Source organism: Prolixibacter sp. DSM 2831, from assembly GCF_056493735.1.
In genome coordinates this window covers 585,463-610,830 of the sequence record NZ_CM151379.1, presented here as the reverse complement: position 1 = coordinate 610,830, position 25,368 = coordinate 585,463, and the positions used below count along the sequence as shown (strand labels likewise).

The window sequence follows — 25,368 nt, the reverse complement described above, 5'->3', positions numbered from 1 at the left end:
CGACTACGCCTCGCCTTTCTCTATTTTCTCTTTTATCAGTTGCTCCACCTCGTCGAGTTGTTCGAGCGGGATGGAATTAAGCATCCGGGTGAGGTCGACAACTTTATCGGAGCGCTTTATTTTGTTGAGCGGATGCTCCGAATCGACCTGCGTGTTTTTGTCGGGCGTCCACTCATAAAAATCGTTGGGTGTGCAGCGCAGGAGCACACAGAGCCGTTCGATTTCGCGAAGGTTGAGCCGGGCCACCTTGTTCTTTTTAACCCGCGTGGCAAAATTATCGGAGAAGCCCGCATTTTTCAGGTAAGTGAACGGCCGGGCAATGCCTCTTGCCTTAAAAATTCGTTCGAAGTTGTAGATAAGCATGGGTTTGGTTTTGAATAACCTATACAAGGTAGGCGATTTACTCCTTATTTGAAAAATATAACACCTCTTTCTGTTCTACTATTCGTTCTCACAACTCTGCTTACCGTGGATATTATATTTTTCTTCGTGCTTATCCGATTGCTACATGTGCATACTATATTACGAGTAGTTCTCTTTTTTACTCCCATCGTTTTTCTCCTAACTATCTTCGTATAAGATATTATTTTTCTGGTGTTTATTATTCAATAATCTTGTTTTATTAATTCATTTACTCTCTTTATAGCAAAGTTTGTCGTGTTTTCTTGATTGCCGGGATTGGATAGTGGATTTCCTGGCAGGGATGGTATTTGAGAATGTGAAAGAGGAGATATGAGCAAGGGGGAACGGTGGTGGTATGAAGTCGTTGCGGTCAGACGAGGGTCTGTATGTCCGACCGCAACTAGAGCTGGCACGAGATTCTACACTGCCGAATAGCCAAAACCAGCTATGCCTTATAACACGTGTTATAGCCAGTGTTCAATTTATTTTTCTTTCTCAACCAAAATTTGAGGATAGTTTAGAATCTTTACATTTGAGGTTAATTCAATTAATTCCAGCGTATCTCTGATTCTGATTTTGAAAATTGCCCTTTCAGAATTTATGTTTAAATATTCACATAATTCATTAGTAGAGTCGTCAATTTGCTTGTTAACTTTATAAATCCATCTTAAGATATTGTTAGTCGATTGAACAACAGACATACTATGTCCACTCGTTGCTCTGCCAATCCCGGGATTATGATATACAACGTCACTAATTTTTGTCATTCCAATAGTATAACCTTTGTTCCAGAGAGTTTGTCTTTCTTCAGAGGTTATTTGTGGGCTAATTTCATTAATTCCATTGTCCCTATATTTCTCAATCACTTCGGGAAAATAGTCATGCAAAACCGTTATCCATTTGGTATCAGCAAAAATGCCTTCTCTATGTTTATCCGTCCCGAGGAAAATTACTTGTTTATCGTCGATATAAGCAAACATTAGAGAATCAACTTGTTTGACAAACTTTGATTTCTTATCTAACTTCATTGACAAGTGAAAGTGAAAAATATTCCACTCACTCATTAAATGGTCATGAAAACCTGACTGTAATAATCGTTTACTTTGAAAAATATTTAGATTTCCGCCTTTTTGGGCAACGTCTCTAATATGTTCGATTACATTCTTTTGTGGATGATTTACTAAATTTTTCAGAAGGTTAGGATTAAACCTAATTTCTCTTTGCTTTGCTTCAATGAGTTTAAATCTTACAGTTAGGTAATCTCTTAAAATTTTATCAAGTCCGTCTGATGAATTGACTTTAATACCAATCTTGTCTGAGATATTCTTTATTTCAAATATTAAATCGCTTTCAAAGTCTTTTTTCATAACAGATTAATTATCTTCTGCTTCAACATTGACTAGAACGCACACCACCGCCCCAGTAATGCAATTTGCAAATTGTTATGGCCAGTTTTTATTTGTCTTAGTAAAGTTTTTAATATTGGTAATGCAAAAAATCCGACTCCTCCAGAGCCGGATTAATTTTCTACTTATTAAACGTGATCTCAAAGCTAAACCATGAGCCAAGTTTAATTTTCAAACTCTCAATCCTTTTGAGGAGGAGCCAGATGAAAATCTCCATTAAAAACATATAGAATAAGTTTTTAAGGATTATAGTGCCATTTCGCGATTTTAATCCAATACGATAATCACATCGCATTATGGATTCCCATTGTTGTTGGGATTAAAAGGCTAACAAACTCGGCTATGGCACATTTACCTCAATCGTTTGGTGATTTCGCCTTTCAAATATTTTCAATTGTCTCAAAGAACTTTGCTTACAAAAGTGTGTCTCTTATACAGAATAGACTTTAACTGAGCTTTTCTGTTTTAATTCAAAAAATAAATACAAATAATCACCATTAATTATTGTTCTGTCTCTCAAAATGACTGGATCACTGTTAGAATATTTGAGTTTGATAGTCTCAACAATGGCCTCCTCTTCGTAATAAAAGGGATTATTATCTGCTCCAAAGTCAAGTTTCACTCTGTAAATAATGATTTTCTTATTCATAACGTCTGCTGTTTTTGTTGTTTAAATTGGCTACAACTAGTGCATATGCACATTCTTCTTATTTTCCTTATCAGCATCCGGAAGTAAGTATTAATGGTTTCTGTTTTCGAAGTCTGTTCATGTGAAAGCTTCACGCCATTGAAATTAGCGTTTTTTATCGTTAATCAAAAGTTGGGGATTTTGAGCCCCACTCCCGGCCTCTCCCCAATTTGGGGAGAGGAGTTAGGCCGGAGCGTTGTATTTCTTCGCTTGCGATCTTCAGCAATTTATAGCAGTGGGGTACAAATTGTATCCTACATTAGTCTTTACTTGCTGCCTTCGTTCCATTCAGGGAATCTCCCCGGCGTGTATGGGGCACCATACTTTTCCAGTTTTGATTCAACCGATTTTATTTCACTATCGATAGATTTTAGCTTCGTCAATAAGTCACCAAATTTGCTGGCAGCAGCATCATATGATTGCTTAAATGTTGTGGTTGGAGCTGCCGTTGTCGTCCACAATGAGCCGGTAATTAAATCGACTCTTTCTTTTACCGAAGTGGGTGATGCTCCTTCGTAATCGGCTTTCAATAGATCTCCGTTCAGTTCTTCGTTCAACTCATCGAGCTCCTTTTTAATGGATAAAATGGAGTTGTAAATGCTGTCAGGAACATTCGCTCCATCAATCACTGCCTTTTCGAGATAGGCAATTTTATTAACGAGTGATTTTCGGTAGGCATCTGCTCCGGAAATTGCCCGGGTCAATGAAGCCACTTTTTTATTGAATTGATCAAGAGCAAGTCTTTCATCAGCAGTAAGCGTGGTCGTATTTAGCGGTTCACAGACAAAATCCTGCGGTGGTACCAATTGCGTAAACTCTCCATCGACAAATTTTGAAAGCGAGACTTTGTATTTTCCGGGGACCACCATATAGCCTACATCAGGTGTATACCATGGTACAGAAGTATCAACCGGCTTTATTGAAACAGGTGTAAACGGATTATACCTGAAATTCCAGGTAATCCGATTCACTCCCTTTTGGGGTGACGTCTTAATTTTCCGGATGACGTTTCCATTTTCATCGGTGATGGTAAAAAGCAAATAGGCTGTTGGTTCTTCTTTTTCTTCATGCAACCTGTCGTAGGTTGGAAATTTCACTTCTTCGTTTTTCTTCTGCTTTGCTTTCTCTTCGTCTCTTCGTTTCTCTTTCAGTGATTTGATGTCATCTTTCAAATAATAAGTAAACACAGCTCCAACAGGCGGATTGGGTGCGTTATAAAAGCTTGCTCCCTGAAACCCTACGCCTTTGAATCCAAGCGGATTTGCCGGAACAAACATTTTTGCATCTTTAATCGGGAAAATGTAAGCTTCTTTTTTCAGTGTTTCAGGACTTAACTTTCGCAACGGGGTATAATTATCAAGAATGTAAATTCCGCGACCAAATGTTGATACCACCAGATCGTGTTCTCTTCGTTGTAAAACAAGGCTCTTGACACACTCGGTAGGAATTCCGTTTTTCAATTGAACCCATTCATGTCCGCCGTCATTTGTAAAGAAGACGCCAAATTGCGTTCCGACAAAAAGAAGATTTTTGTCTTTATCATCCTCTGCAATGGTGTAAGTGCTTCCCTTTTCCGGTAGATTTCCGTTGAACAGGAACCACGATTTTCCTCCATCCGTCGTTTTGAAAAGGTAAGGTTTGAAATCACCATCAAGAAAATTCTCGCAGGCAGCGTAAGCCACATTTTTGTCGAAGTGTGACCCAATTATTTGAGATATTCTGGCATATTTCGGCAATCCGGGCGTTGAAGATTTATGCCAGTTTTTCCCTCCATCGGTTGTATAATAAATCAATCCGTCACCGGAACCCGTGAATATCAGATTCTCGTCGATTGGTGACTCGCCAATTGCACTGATTTGCCCCATGGAGCCCTTCCTGACCAGTTCGTCAACACTCCAGCTTCGCCCCATCAGGTTTTGCATTTCATTCGGCACACCGCGGGTCAGATCCGGACTGATCACATCCCAGGTGCTTCCCATATCGTTGGTGCGGAATAATTTATTGGCCCCAAAATACAATCGTTTATGATCGAATTTGGAAATCAATAAGGCCGCATTCCAGTCGAACCGATAGGCCGTATCAGCAAAGTCGTACGGTTTAATGAATAATTGTTCACCCGTTTTTTTATCATATCGAACCAGACCGCCATTTTGCGATTCTGCGTAAACGATGTTCGGATCTTTCCAGTCCACCTGCGATTGAAAACCATCACCGCTGGTTGTAAAAAACCAATCGCGGTTGGTAATGCCGCTGGAATTGATTGTTCTGGAAGGACCTCCAAAGCTGTTGTTGTCCTGCGAGCCTGCATAGACATTGTAAAATGGCTTTGCGTTATCGGTTGTTACTTTATAAATTTCAGCGATTGGGATATTCGATTTGAAATCCCAGTTTTTCCCCTCGTCATACGTTTCGTAAACACCACCGTCGCATCCGTCAATCAGATGTTTGTTGTTAGACGGATCAATCCACAACACATGATTATCAACGTGCTTTTTATCTTCGCCTAAATTTTTCCATGTTTTGCCTCCATCGATGCTTACCTTCATAAATACATCCATGCTATAGACCCGATCGACATTTTTGGTATCGCAGTAAATTTTCTGGAAATAGAACGGATAAGAAGAAACATAACTACTTCGTTTTTCCCAACTAATTCCGCGGTCGGTACTTCGATATACACCTCCACCTTTTTTGGCTTCAACAATGGCAAACAAGATATCCGGATTTACGGGAGAAATAGCAATTCCGATTCTTCCGACATCCTCCGTTGGAAGCCCCTCAGTCATTTTCCTCCAGGTTTTTCCGCTGTCGGTACTTCGGTAGATTCCGCTTTCCGGTCCGCCGGAGACCCCGGTAAATAGCTTTCTCATTCTCTGGTGTGCCACGGCATACAGAATATTGTTATGCCTTGGGTCCATGTGAATCTCATAGCAGCCCGTATATTTACTGATAAACAAAACCTTCTTCCAGGTTTTTCCGCCGTCCGTCGTTTTGAATATTCCCCGCTCATCATTCGCTTTCCTCAATGATCCGTAAGCAGCGACATAGACGATATTCGGATCTTTCGGGTCAACAACAATTCCTCCGATGTGATAGGAATTTTTAAGCCCCATGTTTTTCCAGCTTTGTCCGCCATCTTCACTTTTATAAACTCCATCGCCGTAAATAACATTATTCTGATTGTTATTTTCACCGGTTCCAACCCATATCGTGTTAGGGTTAGTCGGATCAATGGTTACAGCCCCGATTGCATATGATTTTTCATGATCGAATACCGGGGTGAAGGTTATCCCGTTATTGGTGGTTTTCCACAATGACCCATGACCGGAACCCACAAAATATTCGCTATGATTGAAAGGATTTACAGCGATGGCTACCACACGGCCTCCTGTTATGGCCGGCCCGATACTTCTGAAGGATAGTCCGCTTAACGAAAGATTTTTAAGGGAGTCCTGGTTTGAATCTGTTTTTACATTTTTAGCCGGGAGATTTCCGGAAATAAGCAAAATGGATGCAATAAGAAGGGAAATTTTAATTCTTTTCATGTGAAGTATTTTTGGGTAAAGGCGATATCAAAAAACTGCCTGTAGAAAACGTCTTTGATATTCCCGTCGGTGATGTAAATAGAACAAAAGTTTTGATCAAGTACAACCAACTCATCAATTAAACGCTAATATATACGAAAATGATTTAAGGTTATATTACTTGTGACTATTTATAAAGATAGTCGTCCCAACTACAGAAACGGTCTTCTACGGCCTCTCCCTTTCAGAACGTGAAGCAAAGTGTGTTCAGCCTTTTTTATCGTTCATCAAAAGTTGGGGGTTAGAGCCCAACTCCCGTCCTCTCCCCGCATTGAGGAGAGGTGTCAGGTTGGAGTGTGATATTTCTTCGCTTGCCATCTTCAACAATCTATGGCAGTGGGGGATTGTATCATTTGGAGACACACAAAAAAGATGGATAAAAGGGAAAGGGTGATGCCAATAAAATCAGCCTCTTGCAATCAAAACTTACGGTTTGGAACCCCACTCCCAGCCTCTCCCCGTATTAAGGAGAGGAGTGAGGTTGGAGTGTGATATGAGGTTGACGGCTTTATACGAATTTAGTCGCTGCCGGGAACGTTTCAGGTGTTCTTTGAATGGCCAGCCGCAAGAAGGTGAAGGTGCCTGTCCTTTTCTTCGCTCAGGCCGATTTTTTGGGACTTTCTTTTGGTTTTTTCTCCAGTTGAGCCACTTTAGCAAATTGCATCGGCGTCATTCCCACCTCATTTTTAAAGGCGGCATAGAATGTCGACTGAGATTTGAAACCGGATTTCAGGCCAATATTTTTCATGGCCAGGTTTCCGGGGTTTTCTTTGATTTCCGTTTTACTGTAATTGATACGATACCGGTTAATGAGTGTTTTGAAATTGCAATTAAATTCCCGGTTGATGAGTTGTGACACATAGGTAACATTGGTGCCCAATTCCTGGGCCAGGATTTCGAGTGACAGATCGGCATTTTGATAAATATGCTGTTTATCCAGCAGGTAAAGCAGGGTAGTCAGCATTTTATTTTCCGGTTTTTCCGGGGCCAGGGGAACAGTTTTCTTCAACAAGCTGCTAATCACTTTTTGTTGGTCGTGCGCCAGCAGCTGTTGCCGGTAGATGGTTCTGATGGCACGTTCCTTGGTTTTTTTATTGATCAGGATAGCCGTAACAACCGAGACAATCAGCAACAGAGCAATTCCCAGGATGATTAACAATTGCCGGCGGTTTTTCAGCTCAGCGGTCTGAAGAGCAATGGTAGCATCTTGCTGTTTCTTTTCGTATTGAAGGCTCAGTTTGTTAAACCGGGCATTCTGTTTATCCGCCTCCCATTTATCTTTGACTTTGATATAGTGCTGGAGACTATGCACATATTTAGGGTAATCTTTAGTGGTTTTATACAAATCATTCAAACGTAGGTTCGCGGTAACGGCCCAACCGGACAGATGCAGTGAATCGGCCAGGGCGAGGGCCTTCTTCAGATATTTTTCGCTTAAGGAAAAGTGTCTTTTGGCCAGGTTAGCATCTCCCAGGTGGTATAAAATTCCCATGATGGAAACCGGTTGATTATCGTGCTTTTTGACGTACTCATAACCTTTCTTATAATACACGAGGGCTTTTTCTACATCGCCTTTCCGGTTAAGGAAATTTCCCATATTAATCAGGGCAGTCCCGATGGATACCGGATCATGCATATCGTAAGCCATTTGCAGTGAACGGGCAAAATATGTCTCGGCCGTATCCCACTCTTTCTTTTCGGCATGGATGATGCCCATATTTTCCAGTCCCACCCTGATTTGGCTGGAGTCTTTGATTTCCCGGGCCAGGGATAGATGCTTTTCTTCCCATTTCACCGCTTCACCGAATCGCTGAGCATCGCGGTACATTCTGCTGATATCGATATAACTGGAAGTCAGGCGGTATTTATTATGTATTTGTTCGGATAATTCAATGCTTTTGAGCATGTGTTCAAAGGCAGGTGAGTATTTACCACTTCTCCGGTAGGCGTAGCTAATCCGGTTTTGATAATAGTCGCGGGTTCTGACGATGTGGTTTGATTTCAATATACTGTCGGCAATCGTATAATATACAATTGCCTTCCGGTAATCATTAATTTCAAGTTCATAGTCACCCTGCACACTCCGGAAGGCAGCCTTATTCACCGGACCTTTCCGTTTTTTCACCAGTTTCCGGGCCTTGTTCAGGAGAGTCCGGTAGCTGTCGTAGTCAGAGGCCCGGGCCCCGTCGTCGGCTGCACGAAGGAGCGTAGCGGCTTTGAAGGAATTGTCGGGAAGCAGAGCCGCGCCACGCGTGAATGCTGCCGAGGCACTGTCATAGTTCAGGCGGATCTCATCCCACAAGCCTTTCAGATAAAGAATTCGGGCTTTCGATAAATCAGATAATTGAAGGGTATCGTACTTTAAGGACTCATCAAGAAAATATCCTATCGAGTCGCGCGATGTTCTGTGATTGTTTTTAGCCTGTTGGAAGATTTTTTCAATTGCGGCGTCTGAATCATTTTTTTGCTGACAGGAGAAGAGGGTTATCCCGGCTGCCATAAACACCACTACAAGTAATAAACGTCTGTTCATTAAGCTGATAAGTTTCCGGATTAATAAAATACACTGTCACCCACAGGTTTTCAGCTATTCAATTTCGTTCCTAAAATTCAGTATGAAAAGGCTGTATGGATTGATTAGCGACAGATATAAAAAATCCTCCGACCTCCATTTTTACCGGACTTTTTTCGCGAGCCAACAAAATTAAGAAAATCCCCAAATGGTCAAATGAACGTATTTTGTTTTCTCATCGTTCCCAAAACTTAAAAAACCATTCCGAAAACTTTAAAACCTAAGCAGAGTGCGGAATACAGGCACTTTTCCAAATATATTTGTCGCTCGAAAATCGATTGAAATCATGATTGCCGGCATCAGATTCCAATTCTGTTTTTGACAAATAAAACTTCAAAATCATGAAATTTTAAAAATGCGTATCATGAAAAAAATTAAGCTTTTGATTTTATTAGTTTGCTCCGTCTCGATGGCGTGGGCACAAAAACCGACCGTAGAATGTGTCGCTTTCCGGCAAGGGTTTGATAATTTCCCGACTCCGGGTAAGGGCACCATCACATTGGTTTCCGGCAAATCCATAAAAGGAGAATTTCAGCAGGGCTTGACCGTAAAAATGGATCGATGGCAATGGCATGGAGATGATGGCCAACTTCATCAGATTAAGGAAAAGGATGTACAGCGCGTGGTCTTTTATCCCGATATGAAATTTGTGGATAAGGATGTCGCTATTCATGTGGGTATCAGTATTGTAGGAAAAAGTGCCTCCCAGATGAAGAACAAAAATTTGCCTTTTAACATTCCCCAGTTCGACTCTTTCAACAAAGAGAAATACTATAAACCGCTTATCCTGGAAAGAGTAGTCACCTCCATATCGAGAAAAGGGAAACAAAACTCCAGGTTAATGGTGCTGGTCAATAACGGGTTCGACAGTAAGTACAAAGTCTATGTTGACCTGGGGCAAAAAACCACATCGTTTGGACGCGGATTGAATCCGTTTTCCCTGCTTTTTGGCGGAGGCGACACAGGCAACTATTATAAATCGTTCCGGGTCGTGAAAGAAGGTCACCCCCAAAGTTTGCTGATTAAGCAACCAGGAGGCATTGCCTTCCTCTTTGGAGCGTTCCGGAATAAAGCGTTTGTAGACCTCTTCAGTGACAACCCCGATTTTATGGCCTGCTATCCAAAATCGTTTAAACGGAAATTCAAATACACTCCCGAATTTTTCTGGGTCTATGATCAGAAGTCAAAAAATCAATAGTTCCATTGCTATATGATAAGCTGACTCATAGAAAGATGTGTATGAAAAGAGTAATAAATATTGAAAAACGAAAAAACTATCAAATCGTGAATAAAATCAAGCAATTAAGTATCCTGCTTCTGACCCTTTTGGTGTTTGGTTGTAGTAAAAACGATAACAATGATGTACCACCGGTTGGAAGCCTGACCAACCTGAATTATACAGAAACGAACGGTACCGTACTCCTGCAATGGGACGCATACGATGGTGCCAGTCGCTACCAGGTATTTGTGGATGGCGTAGCTGTTTCGGACATTCCGGATATCGGAACCAGTACCATGAGTGCAACGCTCACCAATGTTTCTGATCAGTCGCAAATAGAGGTAAAAGCCTATTCCGATGCAGACGCAAATGTTCTTATTGCAAAAGGAGAAACGACTTATACCGTAACTGAAACACCGCTGGAAGCCCCGAATGCCCCCTCCAATGTGAGTGTAACTCAGGCCGATAAAATCAGTGCCACCTTAACGTTTTCCTACAGTGGCTCCTGCAGCGGCCTGAATATCTATTTGGAAGCCAGAACAGAGTCCTCGACCCCGCTTCTTTCCATCGACAGTGTTTCAGAAGGAGAGAATAGCGTTGAGATAGACAACTTAACTCCCGGCACCGACTATACCCTTTACTTTTACGCCTACAATACCAATGGCGACAAGACGGTCTTTTCCACGCAGGAGGTTTCGGTCACTTTTTCAACCGCTAAGGAAACGGCTGCCATTAGCATTGACCACTATGGTTATAACGAACAATATGGCGGCGGCTTGTCAATGAGCGTTGTGATTGCAGCATCCGACTTGTTTTCTGACAAGAGTCAATGGACTGACTCCGGCGATTTAATTCTTGAATTGTATTGTTCTGACACGTCTGATGGTACCCCGAAGCTGGCAGCTTCTGATAACAGTACTTATCCCAACTGGCAGAATAACCAAATCGTTGATATGACTGCCTGGAGTAGTAACATGGATTTCCAGGAAGGACAGACTTATTATCTCCAGGTGATAGCCAAAAACAAAGCGGGTGATGTACTGGGCAAAACGATTGTTCAGGAGGTGAAATTTGAAACACCTGCCTCAAATGATATCATTCCCGGCAAGCCTGGAAACGTATCGGTAACATTAAACGGGTCTACTCCGACTATCTCCTGGGACAATGCCAAGGATGCGGACTCTTATATCGTATATGTTTCGACAAGCAAGGATATGTCTTATAAAACAAAAGTTGGGGAAACCACCAGCACTTCCATGGATGATCCTGACAGAGGACAAAACGTGCGAGTATACTACCAGGTAGCTGCGGTCTCCTCGACGGGTAATAAAACATTTAGCGACGTAGTCGATATTTGGTTATAGAACTTCTTTTTCATGATTTAAGAAGTTTTATTCAAAAACAAATCATGCATTTTTAGAAGAGGGGCAGTTCCGGTTTTTTATCGGGCTGCCTTTTCATTTAAGACAGAAACAGAAGCCTAACAAGTATAATCGAAACAGAGCTCTCTTTTCCCAAATCGGAGAAGACATGTTCGAAGTCTGAACAGCATTCCGGTTTTCACCGAATGATTCCTTAAAAGGACACCAGTGCACAGTTCCAACGATAGAGCGTCATGCAGAATTAGGCTAAAGCCATGCTCTCTTCGATCATCAACCCACCGACGAATCCCAATTTATATCGTGGAGGTAGCAATTAAATCCAATTTCAGTGGTGCGCCCGGGCTGTTCGAATGCTGCAAATGGGGAATTATTGCCGGAAAGGGGATTTGAGTTTACTCCAGCTCTATCACGGTAATTTCGGGGGGCATGCCGATACGGCCAGGGAAGCCGTGGTAGCCAAATCCGCGGTTGACATATAGGTATTGCTTATTGTGGCGATACAGTCCGCCCCAGCGCGGGTACTTGTATTGTATGGGACTCCATTTGATGCCGGCCCGCTCGATTCCAAACTGCATTCCGTGGGTATGTCCCGCAAAAGTCATGTCGATATCGGTGCCGGTCAGCACCTCTTCGTCCCAGTGTGACGGGTCATGGCTCAACAGCATTTTAAACTGTTCCGGAGCAACGTTCGCCAGCGCCTTGTTCAAATCGCCATGCTGGGGGAACGGAGGTTTGCCCCAGTTTTCGACACCAACCAACGCTATTTCGTCGTCATTAATGGTCAGCGTTTCCGATTCGTTCAGCAATAGCCGAAAACCAATTTTCTTATGGAAATTCTTAATGGCGTTCAGGTTCTTCTCTTTGGCTGCGGGTGTTTCCCATTCGGAGTAGTCGCCGTAATCGTGGTTTCCCAGAACGGAATATTTACCGTACCTGGCTTTCATTTTGGACAATACCGGCGCCCAGCCATCGGTTTCTTCGGCAAAGTTGTTAACCAAATCGCCGGTAAAGAAAATCAGATCGGGCTCCTGCTCGTTAATCATCTCCACCGCTTTGGCAATTTGCTCGTATTTCCGGCGGAAACTCCCCAGATGCATATCCGATATCTGAACAATCTTCAATCCGCGAAACGATTCCGGAAGATTTTTAAACCGAATTTTTTCGTGCATAACCCGGTACTTGAATTTTCCCCTGGTTACTCCGTACAGAACGGAAGCCACCGGAATAGCGGCTGCAAAAAAGCTCATTTGGTATAACAAAACCGAACCCAGCATTCTCCTCTTCTCATTTTATTCCATTGCGGTACGCGCTTTTTCTCTCTTCCTGAACACCGTACGACGCAAAATCTGCCTGCGAAAATAGATGTTTCCGGCAAGTTAAAGTGTTAAAATCCAATAAAATCTTCAAAAAATACGATTCGGAGTTGTCTGCCGCATTGTATTGCTCCTCAGCAAACGGATAAGAACATAATTCGGGGTTGTACGATGACTCCCATTCACACTCTCCATGACTATTTGTTATTTATATTCCTTTTCATTGAACATTGTATATTGCCCATGTCCTATTGGAAAAACGTCTCCATATTTAATATTCACTAGGTCATGTTTAAATGAACTGCAGATTTTCTCAATGTAATTATCACTATAGAACGGCTGCAATAATTTGATTAATTCAACTCCCGATCTTGAGAAAATAATAACTTTAATTCCCTGTTTTGGAGCCCCAACTTTTCTATCAAAGAAAATACCTTTTTGCCCGTAAATTATGGCATTTTTTGTATCACTAAACTTTACAGGTGAAAAACTGAATTCAAGATTATTTTCCGACACAATTAGCCCAGCCTCTACCAACAGTAATTTATCAGTAAATTTTATTCCAAATTCTTGTCCAAGAAATTCGCCATTATCTGGGTCAAACACGAAATAATTACCACCACCTTGTAATGCAATTTGCCCAAATTTAATAAATATTTCTGCTTCACTCTTTGTTAGATTTTTGAGAATCTCAAGGGTTCGAATGGAATAAGATTTCGGCTGTTTTACTTCTCCAGCAAGTATTCTGCCCCAAAGAGTTTGCATTTCATCATTAGAAACATCCTCCGCTATATTAAAAAATCGATTAATCCAATCTTCGTCAACAGGCTCTTCAGATACAGCACTTTCTCGTTTTAGTTGTTCCGCAGCTATAAAGTTTATGTTATCAAGGTTTTTCAGCCTTTTTGCTTCTCGAAAGTTTATTCTTTCTTGTATTCTTGACTGAGCATTGAACTCGATCTCTTTAGTTTCAGCAAGTGCTTCAGCCTTTGCCTTCTCAATCACAGATATCTCATAAGCCTTTGCGTCAGCTTCCTTTCGTATTTCGGTCGGTCTGTATAATTTACCAATCCCTCGGCTAATTACGTCAATTAGCTTCTCCAATGGTTTTCCATTTACTTTAATAATATTAATCTCTGCCATCTTGATTTAATTGAGTATATCAACTATGGTTGTCATTTCTTCTTCTTTTTTGGTTTAGGCATTGGTAATTCCTTTACCGTGACTCGGACCAATTCACTCAACCATTCCCCGTCCTCAAGTTTGTCTTCAATCAGAAAACTTGGCTTTGCACCCTCGTATGGAGGGGCTTCCACCACATTGCCAATAAATTCGCGTCCCGCGCTGGTCGGTTTGATGAATAGCTTATTATCACAAATTACGCCGAAGAATTTTCCATCGGCGTAAATGCCATATTCGCCAAACATTTTCCGGGCCGTTATTTCTCCGGCCTTTTCAATCTGGTCGATGACGAAGTCGACAAATTCCTGTTTGGATGCCATGATGTTGAATTGTTAGGTGTTCACTTCTCTTTTCCTGCCTTCCGGCCACTGAAATTAGTGCTTTTTATCGTTAATTAAAACATAGCCGGTCAGGACATGTCCTGACCCTACCGATACCGCACACCTGCGAACCGGAGAAGAATCCTCTTAAAACATAATATTAACAGTCCTGCCAATCGATTCCTATCGGGCTGAATATCTGTTTGAAATCATCGTGAAAAAAGGCGGATATAAACCGTTTATTAACCGCAGATTGTTTATTTCAAGCGAATCGGAGTTTCTTAATCGCTCCTTAATTTCGTTATATTTGTCCAAAATCGATCGAAAATGACACCAACGTATTCAGAAGATTCCATCCGCACACTGGACTGGAAAGAGCACATCCGCAAACGACCAGGGATGTATATCGGGAAGCTGGGCGACGGCTCATCTCCCGATGACGGGATTTATGTGCTTTTGAAGGAAGTCATCGATAACTCCATCGATGAGTTCATGATGGGTTTTGGAAAGAAAATCGACGTGGAAGTGAGCGACGAGCTCGTTTCCGTGCGAGACTTCGGACGCGGGATTCCGTTGGGAAAACTGGTGGAAGTAGCTTCCAAAATGAACACTGGTGCCAAGTACGACTCCAAAGTATTCAAGAAATCGGTCGGATTGAATGGAGTCGGTATCAAGGCAGTAAACGCGCTGGCGACCAACTTTACCATCAGCGCTTTCCGTGACGGAAAAGGAAAACAGGTTATTTTTGAAAAGGGAGAGTTAGTGGAAGAGATTGATATCGCTTCGACCGACGAGCCCAACGGTACACTAACGAGCTTTGTGCCGGACGGAGACATCTTTAAGGAATTCCATTTCATTGAAGACTTCGTGGTGAGCATGCTCAAGAACTACGTTTTCCTGAACGCCGGCCTGACCATTAACTTCAACGGTGAGAAATACCTTTCGAAGAACGGTTTGCTCGACCTGTTGGAAGAGAACCTCGACCAGCCATCGCTTTATCCCATCATCCACCTGAAGGATGAAGATATTGAACTGGCGATCACCCACGGAAACCAGTACGGAGAAGATTATTACTCGTTTGTTAACGGACAGCATACCACGCAGGGCGGAACGCACCTGGCTGCCTTCCGGGAATCCATCGTGAAGACCGTCCGTGATTTTTACAAGAAAGATTTTGACGCCTCCGATATACGCGCCTCCATTGTGGCGGCCATCAGTATTAAGGTAGAGGAACCGGTTTTCGAATCGCAAACGAAAACCAAACTGGGGTCAAAAGACATTGGCCCGAACGGACCTTCGGTGCGGAACTTCATCATTAATTTCGTACAAAAAGAGCTGGACAACTACCTCCATAAAAATTCGGAGACGGCTGAGGTATTACTTCGCCGCATCCAGGAATCGGAACGGGAGCGGAAAGCCATCTCGGGCGTGAAAAAGCTGGCCAAGCAACGGGCAAAGAAAGCGAGCCTGCACAACAAAAAACTGCGCGACTGCCGCGTTCATTACAACTCCAACAGTGAGCAAAAGAACGATACCAGCATCTTCATCACCGAGGGTGATTCGGCCAGTGGCTCCATCACCAAATCGCGCGATGTGAATACGCAGGCGGTCTTCAGCTTACGCGGAAAACCCCTCAACTCATTCGGGTTAACCAAAAAAGTGGTATACGAAAACGAGGAGTTCAACCTGCTGCAGGCAGCACTGAACATTGAAGAGGGAATTGATGAACTGCGTTACAACAAGGTCATCATCGCAACAGATGCCGACGTGGACGGAATGCACATCCGGCTGTTGCTGATCACCTTCTTCCTGCAATTCTTCCCGGAGTTGATTAAGAAAGGGCACTTGTATATTCTGCAAACACCCCTTTTCCGGGTACGGAATAAAAAAGTTACGTATTATTGTTACTCGGACCAGGAAAGAGAAGCCGCCATTAAGAAGCTAAAAAATACAGCGGAAATCACCCGCTTCAAAGGTTTAGGTGAGATTTCGCCGGATGAGTTCAAGAACTTTATCGGCGACGACATTCGCCTTGAACCGGTGATACTAAACAAACACGAATCGATTTCCGACATGCTTTCTTTCTACATGGGGAAAAACACGCCCGAACGACAGGAGTTCATCATCGACAACCTCTATGTTGAAAAGGACGAGATAGAAGTAGAAGTTTAACGTAGAAGCAAAACGGACAATTAATTCAACCCTAAACGATTTAGACCATAGATGAGTATAGAGGAAGATAAGTTGCCAACCGGTGAGCCGGAAGATGACAGCGCAAAAGATTCCAAAAAAGATATGCACCATGTCAAGTATTTGTCGGGGATGTACGAAAACTGGTTCCTCGACTATGCTTCGTATGTGATTTTGGAAAGGGCTGTGCCGTACGTCGACGACGGGCTGAAACCCGTACAGCGCCGTATTTTGCACGCCATGCGCCAGATGGATGACGGACGTTACAACAAGGTAGCAAACATCATCGGGCAAACCATGATGTACCACCCGCACGGTGATGCATCGATTGGTGATGCACTGGTACAGCTGGGACAAAAGGATTTGTTGATTGACACCCAGGGAAACTGGGGAAACACGCTCACGGGCGACGGTGCCGCTGCCCCGCGTTACATCGAGGCGCGCCTGTCGAAATTCGCCCTCGAGGTACTTTTCAATCCCAAAACCACCAACTGGCAACTGTCATACGACGGTCGTAACCGCGAACCCGTTACCCTTCCGGTGAAATTCCCTTTGCTGCTGGCACAGGGCGTAGAAGGAATTGCCGTGGGGCTCGCCTCGAAAATATTACCCCACAACTTTGTGGAACTGCTCGATGCTTCCATCGCTTATCTGCGCGGCAAGGAGTTTGAACTGTATCCTGATTTCCCATCGGGCGGTTACATGGACACTTCGCGTTACAACGATGGCTTGCGCGGAGGTGCTGTCCGGATTCGGGCGAAGATTGAGAAACAGGATAGCCGGACCCTGGTGATTACCGAAATTCCTTACGGGAAAACGACCACATCGGTCATCGAATCGATCATCAAAGCCAACGACAAGGGCAAGATTAAAATCAAGAAAATTGACGACAACACCGCCGACCGCGTGGAAATTCTCGTCCATCTGGCTTCCGGAATCAGTTCCGATAAAACCATCGATGCCCTCTATGCCTTTACCGATTGTGAGATTTCCATCTCGCCGAATGCCTGCATCATTCACGATGACAAGCCGGAATTCCTGACCGTTACCGACATTCTGCAACGTTCGGCCAACTCAACCCTCGAGTTGCTGAAACGGGAACTGGAAATAAAGAAGAGTGAGCTGGAAGAGCAGTGGCATTTTGCCTCGCTGGAAAAGATTTTCATCGAAGAACGAATATACAAGGACAAAGAGTTCGAGCAAGCTTCGTCGATGGACATAGCTGTGAAGCACATCGATAAACGGTTGGATCCGTGGAAGCCGAAGCTCAAACGGGACATTACCCGCGACGATATCCTCAAGCTGATGGAAATCCGCATGGCCCGGATTCTGAAATTCAATTCCGACAAGGCCAACGATCACCTGCTTTCCATCGAAGAAGAAATTGCCAAGGTAGTTGACAACATCGAACACATCGTCGATTACACCGTCGACTGGTTCAAGCGACTGAAGACCAAGTACGGAAAAGGACGGGAGCGCCGGACCGAAATCCGCAGCTTCGAAAATATCGAAGCCTCGAAGGTGGTTGTTGCCAATGAGAAACTGTACATCGACCGCGAAGAAGGCTTTCTGGGAACCGGCTTGAAAAAGGCGGAATATGTTTGCGACTGCTCCGACCTCGATGATGTCATTATCTTCCGCCGCGACGGTAGCTATTACATCACCCGTGTTTCGGAAAAAGCATTCATCGGGAAAGATATCCTGCACCTGGCCGTTTTCAAGAAAAACGACAAACGGACCATTTACAACCTGGTATACCGCGATGGCCGGGCCGGCAACACCTACATGAAACGTTTCTTCGTTACCGGGGTGACCCGCGACAAAGAATACAACATGACCAAAGGAACGACCGGCACCCGAATCCTGTATTTCAGCGCCAATCCAAACGGCGAAGCGGAGGTATTGAAAGTAATGCTCAAGCCAAGGCCCCGTTTGAAGAAGCTGACGCTGGAAATCGACATGGGCGAACTGGCTATCAAAGGGCGGAGCGCCATGGGTAACCTCGTCACCAAGCACGACATTCATAAGGTCAGCCTGAAGGAAAAAGGTACCTCAACGCTGGGCGGAAGAAAAATCTGGTTCGATAGCGATGTGCTTCGACTGAATGCTGACGGACGTGGAAAATACCTGGGCGAATTCAGCGGAGAGGACAAGATTCTGGTGATTTCCAAAGAGGGTTATTTCCAGCTCTACTCCTACGATTTAACCAATCACTTCGAGAACAATATTCTGTCCATCGAAAAATACCACGAAGGTAAGGTAGCCTCGGTAGTTTATTGGGACGCCGACCAGAATTACTACTATGTGAAACGGTTTGAAATCGATGACAGCAGCAACAAGCAATGCCGCTTTATTGGCGATAACCCGGAAAATAAGCTGGTCAGTATCACCTGGGTTACGTACCCACGGCTGGAACTAAAATTTGGCGGCGACAGCAAAGAACGGGATGACGAAATCATCGAAGTAGCTGAATTCATCGGCGTGAAATCGTTCAAGGCAAAAGGAAAACGTCTGACCAATTTCACTATATCGAATATCAAAGAAATTGAACCGGTCATCAAGGATGAGGATGAACACGAAGCGGAAGATGACGATGATGTTCCGATGGAAATCAACCGGCCGGATGACGATGACGACGACGAAAACCAATTAGATATATCATTCGACAAATAATACGGAAAACCGGAGTTTGCCTGTGAAAATTTACCTGATCGGATATATGGGATGCGGAAAATCGACCATGGGCCGGAAACTGGCTCAGCGTCTGAATCTCTGTTTTATCGATCTGGATAAATACATTGAAGAGCGGAACTTCCGGACGATTCCCACCATATTTGCCGAGGAAGGGGAAGAAGGTTTTCGTTTGTGTGAGAAAAAGGCTCTGGAGGAGATTGCCGATTTTGAAAACCTGGTGGTAGCCACTGGTGGTGGAGCTCCCTGCTTTTTCGAAAACATGGAATTGATGAACCGGACAGGTGCCACGATCTACATCGCTCCACCGACAGAAATTCTGGTTGAACGATTGCTGAAATCGAAAAATGAACGTCCGTTGATTAAAGGAAAATCGAGGGAGGAGCTCACCCGGTTCATCGACGAGAACCTGCAAAAAAGAGCGCCATTTTACGAAAAAGCCTCCCTCATTATCCGGGACAAACACAACCTGGAAGTAGATGATGTACTTCGACTCCTGGAGAAAGAATAACAAGCTTGACATCAAGAATCCAAAATAAAAGGTTGCCTCAAACGGGGCAGCCTTTTTTAATGTACGAAATCGAACATAGGTTGTTCTTTAGCGTTCATTTTTTTGACCTTCCCCCTCTTCACAAAAAACACGAATCACACCACAACTATCTGCATTACAAACAAATACATTTTTTGGCACATTTCCTGTTTAAAGCTGGTCAAACGGACAAAAAACAAAAACATTAAAGAATAGGAGATAACGTCATGAAAACACAAGCAAACAACTCAGCAAAAAAGGTCATCATAACCTTCATGATAGTTCTGACAGTAAGTGTAATGAACATCGCCAACGCTCAGGGAATCTCTGGCTTTGTAGCCATGCTTTCACCCGTAAACGCAATGAACAGTACAACAGTTGAAAAGATGGCGGTCTTGATCAACGAAGAACTGAACGACGACGAATTGAAAGTAGAAGACTGGATGAGCAACGATAACTACTGGAGAGTAAATGAGCAGGACGCTCAGCTGGAGGTAGAAGACTGGATGAGCAGTGAAAATTACTGGGGCGTAAAAGAGCAAGCCAATTTCTCAGACAGTCCGCTGACCGTGGAAAACTGGATGTCATCCGATAACTACTGGACCGGTGGACAACAGGAAAAAGATAACAAGCTGGCTATCGAAAGCTGGATGACTTCCAACGAATACTGGGGAGCGAAATAACAAGAAATTTCCAACGCAAATAATTCATAGTTAGGTTTAGTTAAATTACATTACGCAAAGTTTTTTCATAAGAAAGGCTGCACCGACGGTGCAGCCTTTTATTTGTTTGCCTTTCAGCGAAAGCTTATATAACAATATCATCTTCTTTGCTCTCCTGAACACGAAGTGAGTGTCCGGGCAAAATCAGATTCAGCACAACACCTACCACAGATGCCAGGCCAATTCCGGCCAGCGAGAAGCTACCCCACTGCAGGGTCGCACCGCCCACGCCCAATGTAAGCACGACCGAAACGATCACCTGGTTACGGGTAATGTTCATGTTGGTTTTCGAATCGATTAAGGTTTTAATACCCACTGATGCAATCATTCCGAACAAGAGCAGCATGATGCCCCCCAAAACCGGCTCAGGAATGGTTTTCAGGAATCCGGAAATTTTACCGACAAGTGAGAAAACTATGGCGGTAATAGCGGCAATACGCAGCACCTTAGGATCACCCACTTTGGTTAACGAAACCGCACCCGTTACCTCTGAGTAAGTCGTGTTGGGCGGCCCTCCCATGACGCCGGCAAAGAAAGTCGCGATACCATCTCCCAGCAATGTCCGGTGCAAGCCGGGTTTCTCGATGAAGTTTTTGTTTACGACTCCTCCAATGGCGTACATATCGCCCACATGCTCGATGATAGGTGCAACGGCCACCGGAATCATGAACAATATAGCTCCCCAACTAAACTCAGGCCGGGTAAATTCAGGCAACGAAAACCAATCGGCTGCCAGTACGGCGGAGTAATCGACAATCCCCAGCATAACAGAGAGAAAATAACCAACTGCCATTCCAATAAAAATCGGAATCAGTTTCATCATTCCCTTGCCAAAGGTAACAATCAGAATTGCCGTTCCCAGGACCACTGCAGCGACCAACCAGCGTAAGCCAAAAGACGTGGTTTGCAGAATTTCAGCACTTGGCGATTGTATCATATTGATAGCCGTTGGCGCAAGAGAAAGCCCGATAACAATGATTACCGGGCCGACAACTACCGAAGGAAACAGACGCTCGATGAAGCGAACTCCCCTCAGTTTTATCAGCGCGGACATACCGGCGTAAACCAATCCGACAGCCATCAATCCTCCAAGTGTACCGGGCAAGCCGTACATTTCGGACGAAGCAATAATCGGTGCAATAAAAGCAAAGCTACTACCCAAAAAAACCGGAACGACTCCCCGGGTGATAAGATGAAAGATGAGGGTACCTACACCGGCAGTAAAAAGCGCGACAGCCGGGTCAATTCCCACGAGAAGCGGAACCAGTACAGTGGCACCAAAAGCGACAAAAAGAAACTGAATCCCCAGTACAGTCCTTTTCCAGCCAGTTAATTGCTGGTGCAAATTGTTTGAAGTCATTGATCAGGTGTTTTGTGTTTAGAATATATGATTAAGCGTTGTCATTATTTTCCGACAATCGGGAGCGCATATCCCGCACATTCAACTGCATATACACCTTTCCCCTGTATTCATTTTCGGTAACCGAATAGCAGATATCGAACGGCAGCGCCTGTTTGATCATCTCGTAATGATGCGCCTGTGAAAAGGCGATTCCCGAGAAAACCGAAGACGAACGATTCGCCTCAATCAAATCGAGTTTGATGTGCTCGCTTCCCCGTCCCACCAACCGGCTGGTTCCGTAATCCATTACATCCTCTGTAAGGAATACCGGCATCATGTTATGCGGACCGAATGGTTCGAACTGGTTCAGTACACGAAGAAATTTCGGATTCAAATCCGAAAGACTCACCTTCGCATCAATGTCAATCGTCGGGACCAGTTTTACCTTCTTTACCGATTCGGTCACTATCTCTTCAAAGCGACGACGGAATTCCGGGACATTTTCGATTTTCATCGACATACCGGCGGCATACATGTGCCCTCCGTACGACTCCAGCAAATCGGAGCAGGCACCGATGGCTTCATATAGATCGAATTCGCCTACCGAACGTGCTGAGCCGGTCGCCATTCCATTCGACTCGGTCAGAATAACCGTCGGACGGTAATAGTGCTCAGTCAACCTCGACGCGACAATTCCCACGACCCCTTTATGCCAGTCGCGATTATAAAGTACCGTCGAATTTAGGTTCTCCCAGCCATCATTTTGCTGAATCATCTCCAGCGCTTCCTGGGTAATATTTTGGTCGAGTGTTTTACGTATTTCGTTGTAAGAATTGATTTCCGAGCCCAGTGCTTCCGCCTCCTCTTCGTCCTGAGCCATCAGTATAGCCACCGATTTCTTTCCGTGCTCAATACGCCCCGAAGCATTCAGTCGCGGGCCGATCCGGAAAACAATGTCGTTCACGCGAATCTCGCCTTGCATGCCTGCATATTTGATGAGTGTTTTCAGACCGACCGAAGGATTGGAATTCAATTTGCGCAGACCATAGTATGCCAACACGCGGTTTTCGCCGGTTAGCGGCACAATGTCCGACGCGATACTCACCACCACCAAATCGAGCAGTTCATAAATCACATCTTCGGGAATCCCCTGATCGCGGCAAAAGGCTTGCAGAAATTTGAATCCGACACCACACCCGGAAAGTTCTTTGTAGGGATAGTTACAATCCGGTTGTTTCGGGTCGAGTACCGCTACAGCATCCGGAATTTCATCGTCGGGATTATGGTGATCGCAGATGATAAATTCGACTCCCATCTCCTTCGCCTGGGCAATCTTGTCAATCGCTTTAATACCACAATCGAGCACAACAACGAGCGAATAATCATTCTTTGCCGCATACTCAATTCCCTGTTTCGATATTCCGTACCCCTCCATGTACCTATCGGGAATGTAGTAATCCACATTCGTCAGTTTATTTTGGAGGAAGGAATACATAAGCGCGACGGAGGTGGTTCCATCCACATCGTAGTCACCGTACACCAACACCTTTTCATCGCTTTGAATGGCCTCGACCAGGCGTTTCACCGCCTTGTCCATGTCTTTCATCAAAAACGGGTCGTGTAAATCGGTTAACCGGGGACGAAAAAAAGAGCGCGCATCCTGATAGGTTTTGATGTCACGCTGAACCAGTAGGTTTGCAATCGCCATATCAACATTCAAGGCTGCCGATAAGTGCTTCACCTCATTCATGTCGGCCGGCTGTTTCAAATTCCAGATTTTCTGCATACCCTATGGTCTCCTAACTCGCTTTTCTGCTTTATTTATAAATCTTCCAAAGATACAAAATGCCGGGACGGAGCAAAAACAAAAATCTAACATTCATCAAGTTTTGTTAACAAAACATTAAGGAGAAAATAAAGTCGCCGGCACCGTATGGCTATTTCCCCGTCACTCTGACCATTGCCTCTTTTTTCAGGACCACAGAAAGATAATCCTTTGGTTATAAAATGCTTTGTCAACCAAACATCGAAACACAAATAAGATTTCTTTGTTATCTTTGCAGGTAATTTTCTCGAACGTAGAACTGGATAACGTTTAAAAATGAGTAACATAGAGCTGAGTGAACAGGAAATTATCCGCCGTAATTCGCTGAATCGGTTACGGGAACTGGGCATCAATCCCTACCCTGCCGAAATGTACAACGTAAATGCTACCGCGAAAGAGATAAAGGAGCAGTTCGATTCCGAAAAAGGAAACTTTCAGGACGTCACTTTTGCCGGTCGCATCATGAGTCGGCGAATCATGGGTAAAGCCTCGTTTGCCGGATTACAGGATAGCACCGGACGCATCCAGATATATGTCAACCGCGACGAAATCTGTCCGGGTGAAGACAAGACCCTTTACAACGAAGTATTCAAGAAATTACTCGATATCGGCGACATCATCGGAGTGAAAGGCTTCGTGTTTGTCACCCAAATGGGCGAAATATCCATTCATGTGAAGGAGCTCACCGTGTTGAGCAAATCCATTCGCCCGCTGCCGGTGGTGAAAGAAAAAGACGGAAAAGTTTTCGACGCTTTCACCGATCCCGAACAACGTTATCGTCAACGATATGTCGACCTGATTGTGAATCCGCAGGTGAAGGATGTTTTCGTGAACCGCACGAAGATTATCAACACCATGCGCGAGCTGTTTAACGAACGTGGCTACCTCGAGGTGGAAACCCCGATTCTGCAACCCATTCCGGGTGGAGCAGCTGCCCGTCCGTTCATCACGCACCACAATGCGCTGAACATTCCGCTTTATCTGCGTATTGCCAACGAGCTTTATCTGAAAAGACTGATCGTCGGTGGTTTCGACGGTGTGTACGAGTTTGCCAAAGACTTCCGTAACGAAGGAATGGACCGCACACACAACCCCGAATTCACGGTGATGGAAATCTACGTGGCTTACAAAGACTACCACTGGATGATGGACTTCACCGAGGAAATGATTGAGCGTGTGGCTTTGGCATTGCACGGCACGACCAAAGTTCAGCTCGGCGACAAAGAAATTGATTTCAAACGCCCGTTCAAACGGGTTACCATGTACGATGCCATCAAGGAGCACACCGGCATCGATATTTCCGGTATGGATGAAGAACAACTTCGCGGAGTTTGTAAGGATCTCGATATCGAGGTGGACCCGACCATGGGAAAAGGCAAGCTCATCGACGAGATTTTCGGCGAGAAGTGCGAAGGTAACTACATTCAGCCGACCTTCATTATCGATTATCCGAAAGAGATGTCGCCGTTGTGTAAAAAGCACCGCGACAATCCCGATTTGACCGAGCGTTTCGAGCTCATGGTGAACGGGAAAGAATTGTGTAACGCTTATTCCGAGCTGAACGATCCGATCGACCAGCTGGAACGTTTCCAGGAACAGCTGCAACTTTCGGAAAAAGGAGATGACGAAGCCATGTACATCGATATGGACTTTGTGCGCTCACTCGAATATGCCATGCCTCCTACTTCGGGAATGGGTATCGGTATCGACCGCCTCACCATGTTGATGACCGACAATCTTTCCATCCAGGATGTGCTGCTCTTCCCGCAAATGAAACCGGAGAAGAAAGCAGAAGCCGACAGTGACGGAGAATTCGAAGAGTTGGGCATCCCGAATGAATGGGTTGGTGTCATTCGCAAAATGGGTATCACCAAGGTAGAGCAACTCAAAGAGATTAAACCCGGTAAGTTGTTCAACGACCTCTGCGGGTATAATAAGAAAAACAAACTGGGTTTGACCAATCCGTCGGCGGATGAGGTCAAGCAGTGGGTAAACTAGACT

At 44.4% G+C, this 25,368-nt stretch carries 17 protein-coding genes; 7 read left to right on the top strand and 10 right to left on the bottom strand.

The window, feature by feature from the left end:
- Nucleotides 1–3: 3 nt before the first annotated feature.
- The 5 genes from AC060N_RS02425 to AC060N_RS02405 form a co-directional block, all read right to left on the bottom strand.
- Nucleotides 4–363, bottom strand: a complete 360-nt coding sequence (locus tag AC060N_RS02425; protein ID WP_479525731.1) for a helix-turn-helix domain-containing protein — start codon at nucleotides 361–363, stop codon at nucleotides 4–6.
- Between the two features lie 521 nt (nucleotides 364–884).
- Nucleotides 885–1,769, bottom strand: coding sequence for a hypothetical protein (locus tag AC060N_RS02420; protein ID WP_479525730.1), 885 nt, complete (start codon nucleotides 1,767–1,769; stop codon nucleotides 885–887).
- A 469-nt stretch (nucleotides 1,770–2,238) separates the two neighbouring features.
- Nucleotides 2,239–2,457, bottom strand: coding sequence for a hypothetical protein (locus AC060N_RS02415; protein ID WP_479525729.1), 219 nt, complete (start codon nucleotides 2,455–2,457; stop codon nucleotides 2,239–2,241).
- Between the two features lie 305 nt (nucleotides 2,458–2,762).
- Nucleotides 2,763–6,041 (bottom strand): WD40/YVTN/BNR-like repeat-containing protein, encoded by a 3,279-nt coding sequence (locus AC060N_RS02410; RefSeq protein WP_479525728.1) that lies wholly within the window; start codon nucleotides 6,039–6,041, stop codon nucleotides 2,763–2,765.
- A gap of 637 nt (nucleotides 6,042–6,678) precedes the next feature.
- Nucleotides 6,679–8,613 carry a helix-turn-helix domain-containing protein gene (locus AC060N_RS02405; RefSeq protein WP_479525727.1) on the bottom strand — a complete coding sequence of 645 codons (1,935 nt, stop codon included), beginning with the start codon at nucleotides 8,611–8,613 and terminating at the stop codon, nucleotides 6,679–6,681.
- A 403-nt stretch (nucleotides 8,614–9,016) separates the two neighbouring features.
- Between AC060N_RS02405 and AC060N_RS02400 the strand changes: the two genes are divergently transcribed.
- Complete coding sequence (locus AC060N_RS02400; protein ID WP_479525726.1) at nucleotides 9,017–9,850, top strand: hypothetical protein; 834 nt, start codon at nucleotides 9,017–9,019, stop codon at nucleotides 9,848–9,850.
- A gap of 41 nt (nucleotides 9,851–9,891) precedes the next feature.
- Nucleotides 9,892–11,235 (top strand): fibronectin type III domain-containing protein, encoded by a 1,344-nt coding sequence (locus AC060N_RS02395; RefSeq protein ID WP_479525725.1) that lies wholly within the window; start codon nucleotides 9,892–9,894, stop codon nucleotides 11,233–11,235.
- A 410-nt stretch (nucleotides 11,236–11,645) separates the two neighbouring features.
- On the opposite strand, the gene AC060N_RS02390 is transcribed toward AC060N_RS02395, so the two are convergent.
- The 3 genes from AC060N_RS02390 to AC060N_RS02380 form a co-directional block, all read right to left on the bottom strand.
- A complete protein-coding gene (locus tag AC060N_RS02390) occupies nucleotides 11,646–12,527 on the bottom strand; it encodes a metallophosphoesterase (protein ID WP_479525724.1) in 882 nt (293 codons plus the stop codon).
- Nucleotides 12,528–12,770: 243 nt separating this feature from the next.
- Nucleotides 12,771–13,709, bottom strand: coding sequence for a DUF2806 domain-containing protein (locus tag AC060N_RS02385; RefSeq protein ID WP_479525723.1), 939 nt, complete (start codon nucleotides 13,707–13,709; stop codon nucleotides 12,771–12,773).
- 32 nt (nucleotides 13,710–13,741) lie between these two features.
- Entirely contained in the window at nucleotides 13,742–14,068 is a 327-nt protein-coding gene (locus AC060N_RS02380) for a TfoX/Sxy family protein (protein WP_479525722.1), read from the bottom strand.
- A gap of 327 nt (nucleotides 14,069–14,395) precedes the next feature.
- Between AC060N_RS02380 and AC060N_RS02375 the strand changes: the two genes are divergently transcribed.
- The 4 genes from AC060N_RS02375 to AC060N_RS02360 all read left to right on the top strand — a co-directional run bounded on the left by AC060N_RS02375 (nucleotide 14,396) and on the right by AC060N_RS02360 (nucleotide 20,161).
- The gene (locus AC060N_RS02375) at nucleotides 14,396–16,240 is read left to right on the top strand and encodes a DNA topoisomerase IV subunit B (protein WP_479525721.1); all 1,845 of its coding nucleotides are present in this window, start codon (nucleotides 14,396–14,398) and stop codon (nucleotides 16,238–16,240) included.
- Between the two features lie 51 nt (nucleotides 16,241–16,291).
- A complete protein-coding gene (locus tag AC060N_RS02370) occupies nucleotides 16,292–18,931 on the top strand; it encodes a DNA gyrase/topoisomerase IV subunit A (protein WP_479525720.1) in 2,640 nt (879 codons plus the stop codon).
- Nucleotides 18,932–18,953: 22 nt separating this feature from the next.
- The gene (locus AC060N_RS02365; RefSeq protein WP_463234538.1) at nucleotides 18,954–19,460 is read left to right on the top strand and encodes a shikimate kinase; all 507 of its coding nucleotides are present in this window, start codon (nucleotides 18,954–18,956) and stop codon (nucleotides 19,458–19,460) included.
- 245 nt (nucleotides 19,461–19,705) lie between these two features.
- Entirely contained in the window at nucleotides 19,706–20,161 is a 456-nt protein-coding gene (locus AC060N_RS02360) for a hypothetical protein (RefSeq protein ID WP_479525719.1), read from the top strand.
- Between the two features lie 124 nt (nucleotides 20,162–20,285).
- On the opposite strand, the gene AC060N_RS02355 is transcribed toward AC060N_RS02360, so the two are convergent.
- Together AC060N_RS02355 and recJ are read right to left on the bottom strand one after the other, a co-directional pair.
- Nucleotides 20,286–21,560 (bottom strand): uracil-xanthine permease family protein, encoded by a 1,275-nt coding sequence (locus tag AC060N_RS02355; RefSeq protein ID WP_479525718.1) that lies wholly within the window; start codon nucleotides 21,558–21,560, stop codon nucleotides 20,286–20,288.
- A 31-nt stretch (nucleotides 21,561–21,591) separates the two neighbouring features.
- Complete coding sequence (gene recJ / locus AC060N_RS02350; RefSeq protein ID WP_479525717.1) at nucleotides 21,592–23,328, bottom strand: single-stranded-DNA-specific exonuclease RecJ; 1,737 nt, start codon at nucleotides 23,326–23,328, stop codon at nucleotides 21,592–21,594.
- 315 nt (nucleotides 23,329–23,643) lie between these two features.
- On the opposite strand from recJ, the gene lysS reads away from it, so the two are divergent.
- Complete coding sequence (gene lysS / locus AC060N_RS02345) at nucleotides 23,644–25,365, top strand: lysine--tRNA ligase (RefSeq protein WP_479525716.1); 1,722 nt, start codon at nucleotides 23,644–23,646, stop codon at nucleotides 25,363–25,365.
- Nucleotides 25,366–25,368: the final 3 nt, after the last annotated feature.

Bases quoted from the DNA above. Each gene is read 5' to 3' on its own strand.
- AC060N_RS02415 (WP_479525729.1), bottom strand. From the start codon at position 2,457: ATGAATAAGAAAATCATTATTTACAGAGTGAAACTTGACTTTGGAGCA.
- AC060N_RS02380 (WP_479525722.1), bottom strand. From the start codon at position 14,068: ATGGCATCCAAACAGGAATTTGTCGACTTCGTCATCGACCAGATTGAA.
- AC060N_RS02425 (WP_479525731.1), bottom strand. From the start codon at position 363: ATGCTTATCTACAACTTCGAACGAATTTTTAAGGCAAGAGGCATTGCC.
- AC060N_RS02390 (WP_479525724.1), bottom strand. From the start codon at position 12,527: ATGCTGGGTTCGGTTTTGTTATACCAAATGAGCTTTTTTGCAGCCGCT.
- AC060N_RS02370 (WP_479525720.1), top strand. From the start codon at position 16,292: ATGAGTATAGAGGAAGATAAGTTGCCAACCGGTGAGCCGGAAGATGAC.
- AC060N_RS02410 (WP_479525728.1), bottom strand. From the start codon at position 6,041: ATGAAAAGAATTAAAATTTCCCTTCTTATTGCATCCATTTTGCTTATT.
- AC060N_RS02375 (WP_479525721.1), top strand. From the start codon at position 14,396: ATGACACCAACGTATTCAGAAGATTCCATCCGCACACTGGACTGGAAA.
- AC060N_RS02405 (WP_479525727.1), bottom strand. From the start codon at position 8,613: ATGAACAGACGTTTATTACTTGTAGTGGTGTTTATGGCAGCCGGGATA.
- recJ (WP_479525717.1), bottom strand. From the start codon at position 23,328: ATGCAGAAAATCTGGAATTTGAAACAGCCGGCCGACATGAATGAGGTG.
- lysS (WP_479525716.1), top strand. From the start codon at position 23,644: ATGAGTAACATAGAGCTGAGTGAACAGGAAATTATCCGCCGTAATTCG.
- AC060N_RS02355 (WP_479525718.1), bottom strand. From the start codon at position 21,560: ATGACTTCAAACAATTTGCACCAGCAATTAACTGGCTGGAAAAGGACT.
- AC060N_RS02360 (WP_479525719.1), top strand. From the start codon at position 19,706: ATGAAAACACAAGCAAACAACTCAGCAAAAAAGGTCATCATAACCTTC.
- AC060N_RS02400 (WP_479525726.1), top strand. From the start codon at position 9,017: ATGAAAAAAATTAAGCTTTTGATTTTATTAGTTTGCTCCGTCTCGATG.
- AC060N_RS02395 (WP_479525725.1), top strand. From the start codon at position 9,892: ATGAAAAGAGTAATAAATATTGAAAAACGAAAAAACTATCAAATCGTG.
- AC060N_RS02420 (WP_479525730.1), bottom strand. From the start codon at position 1,769: ATGAAAAAAGACTTTGAAAGCGATTTAATATTTGAAATAAAGAATATC.
- AC060N_RS02385 (WP_479525723.1), bottom strand. From the start codon at position 13,709: ATGGCAGAGATTAATATTATTAAAGTAAATGGAAAACCATTGGAGAAG.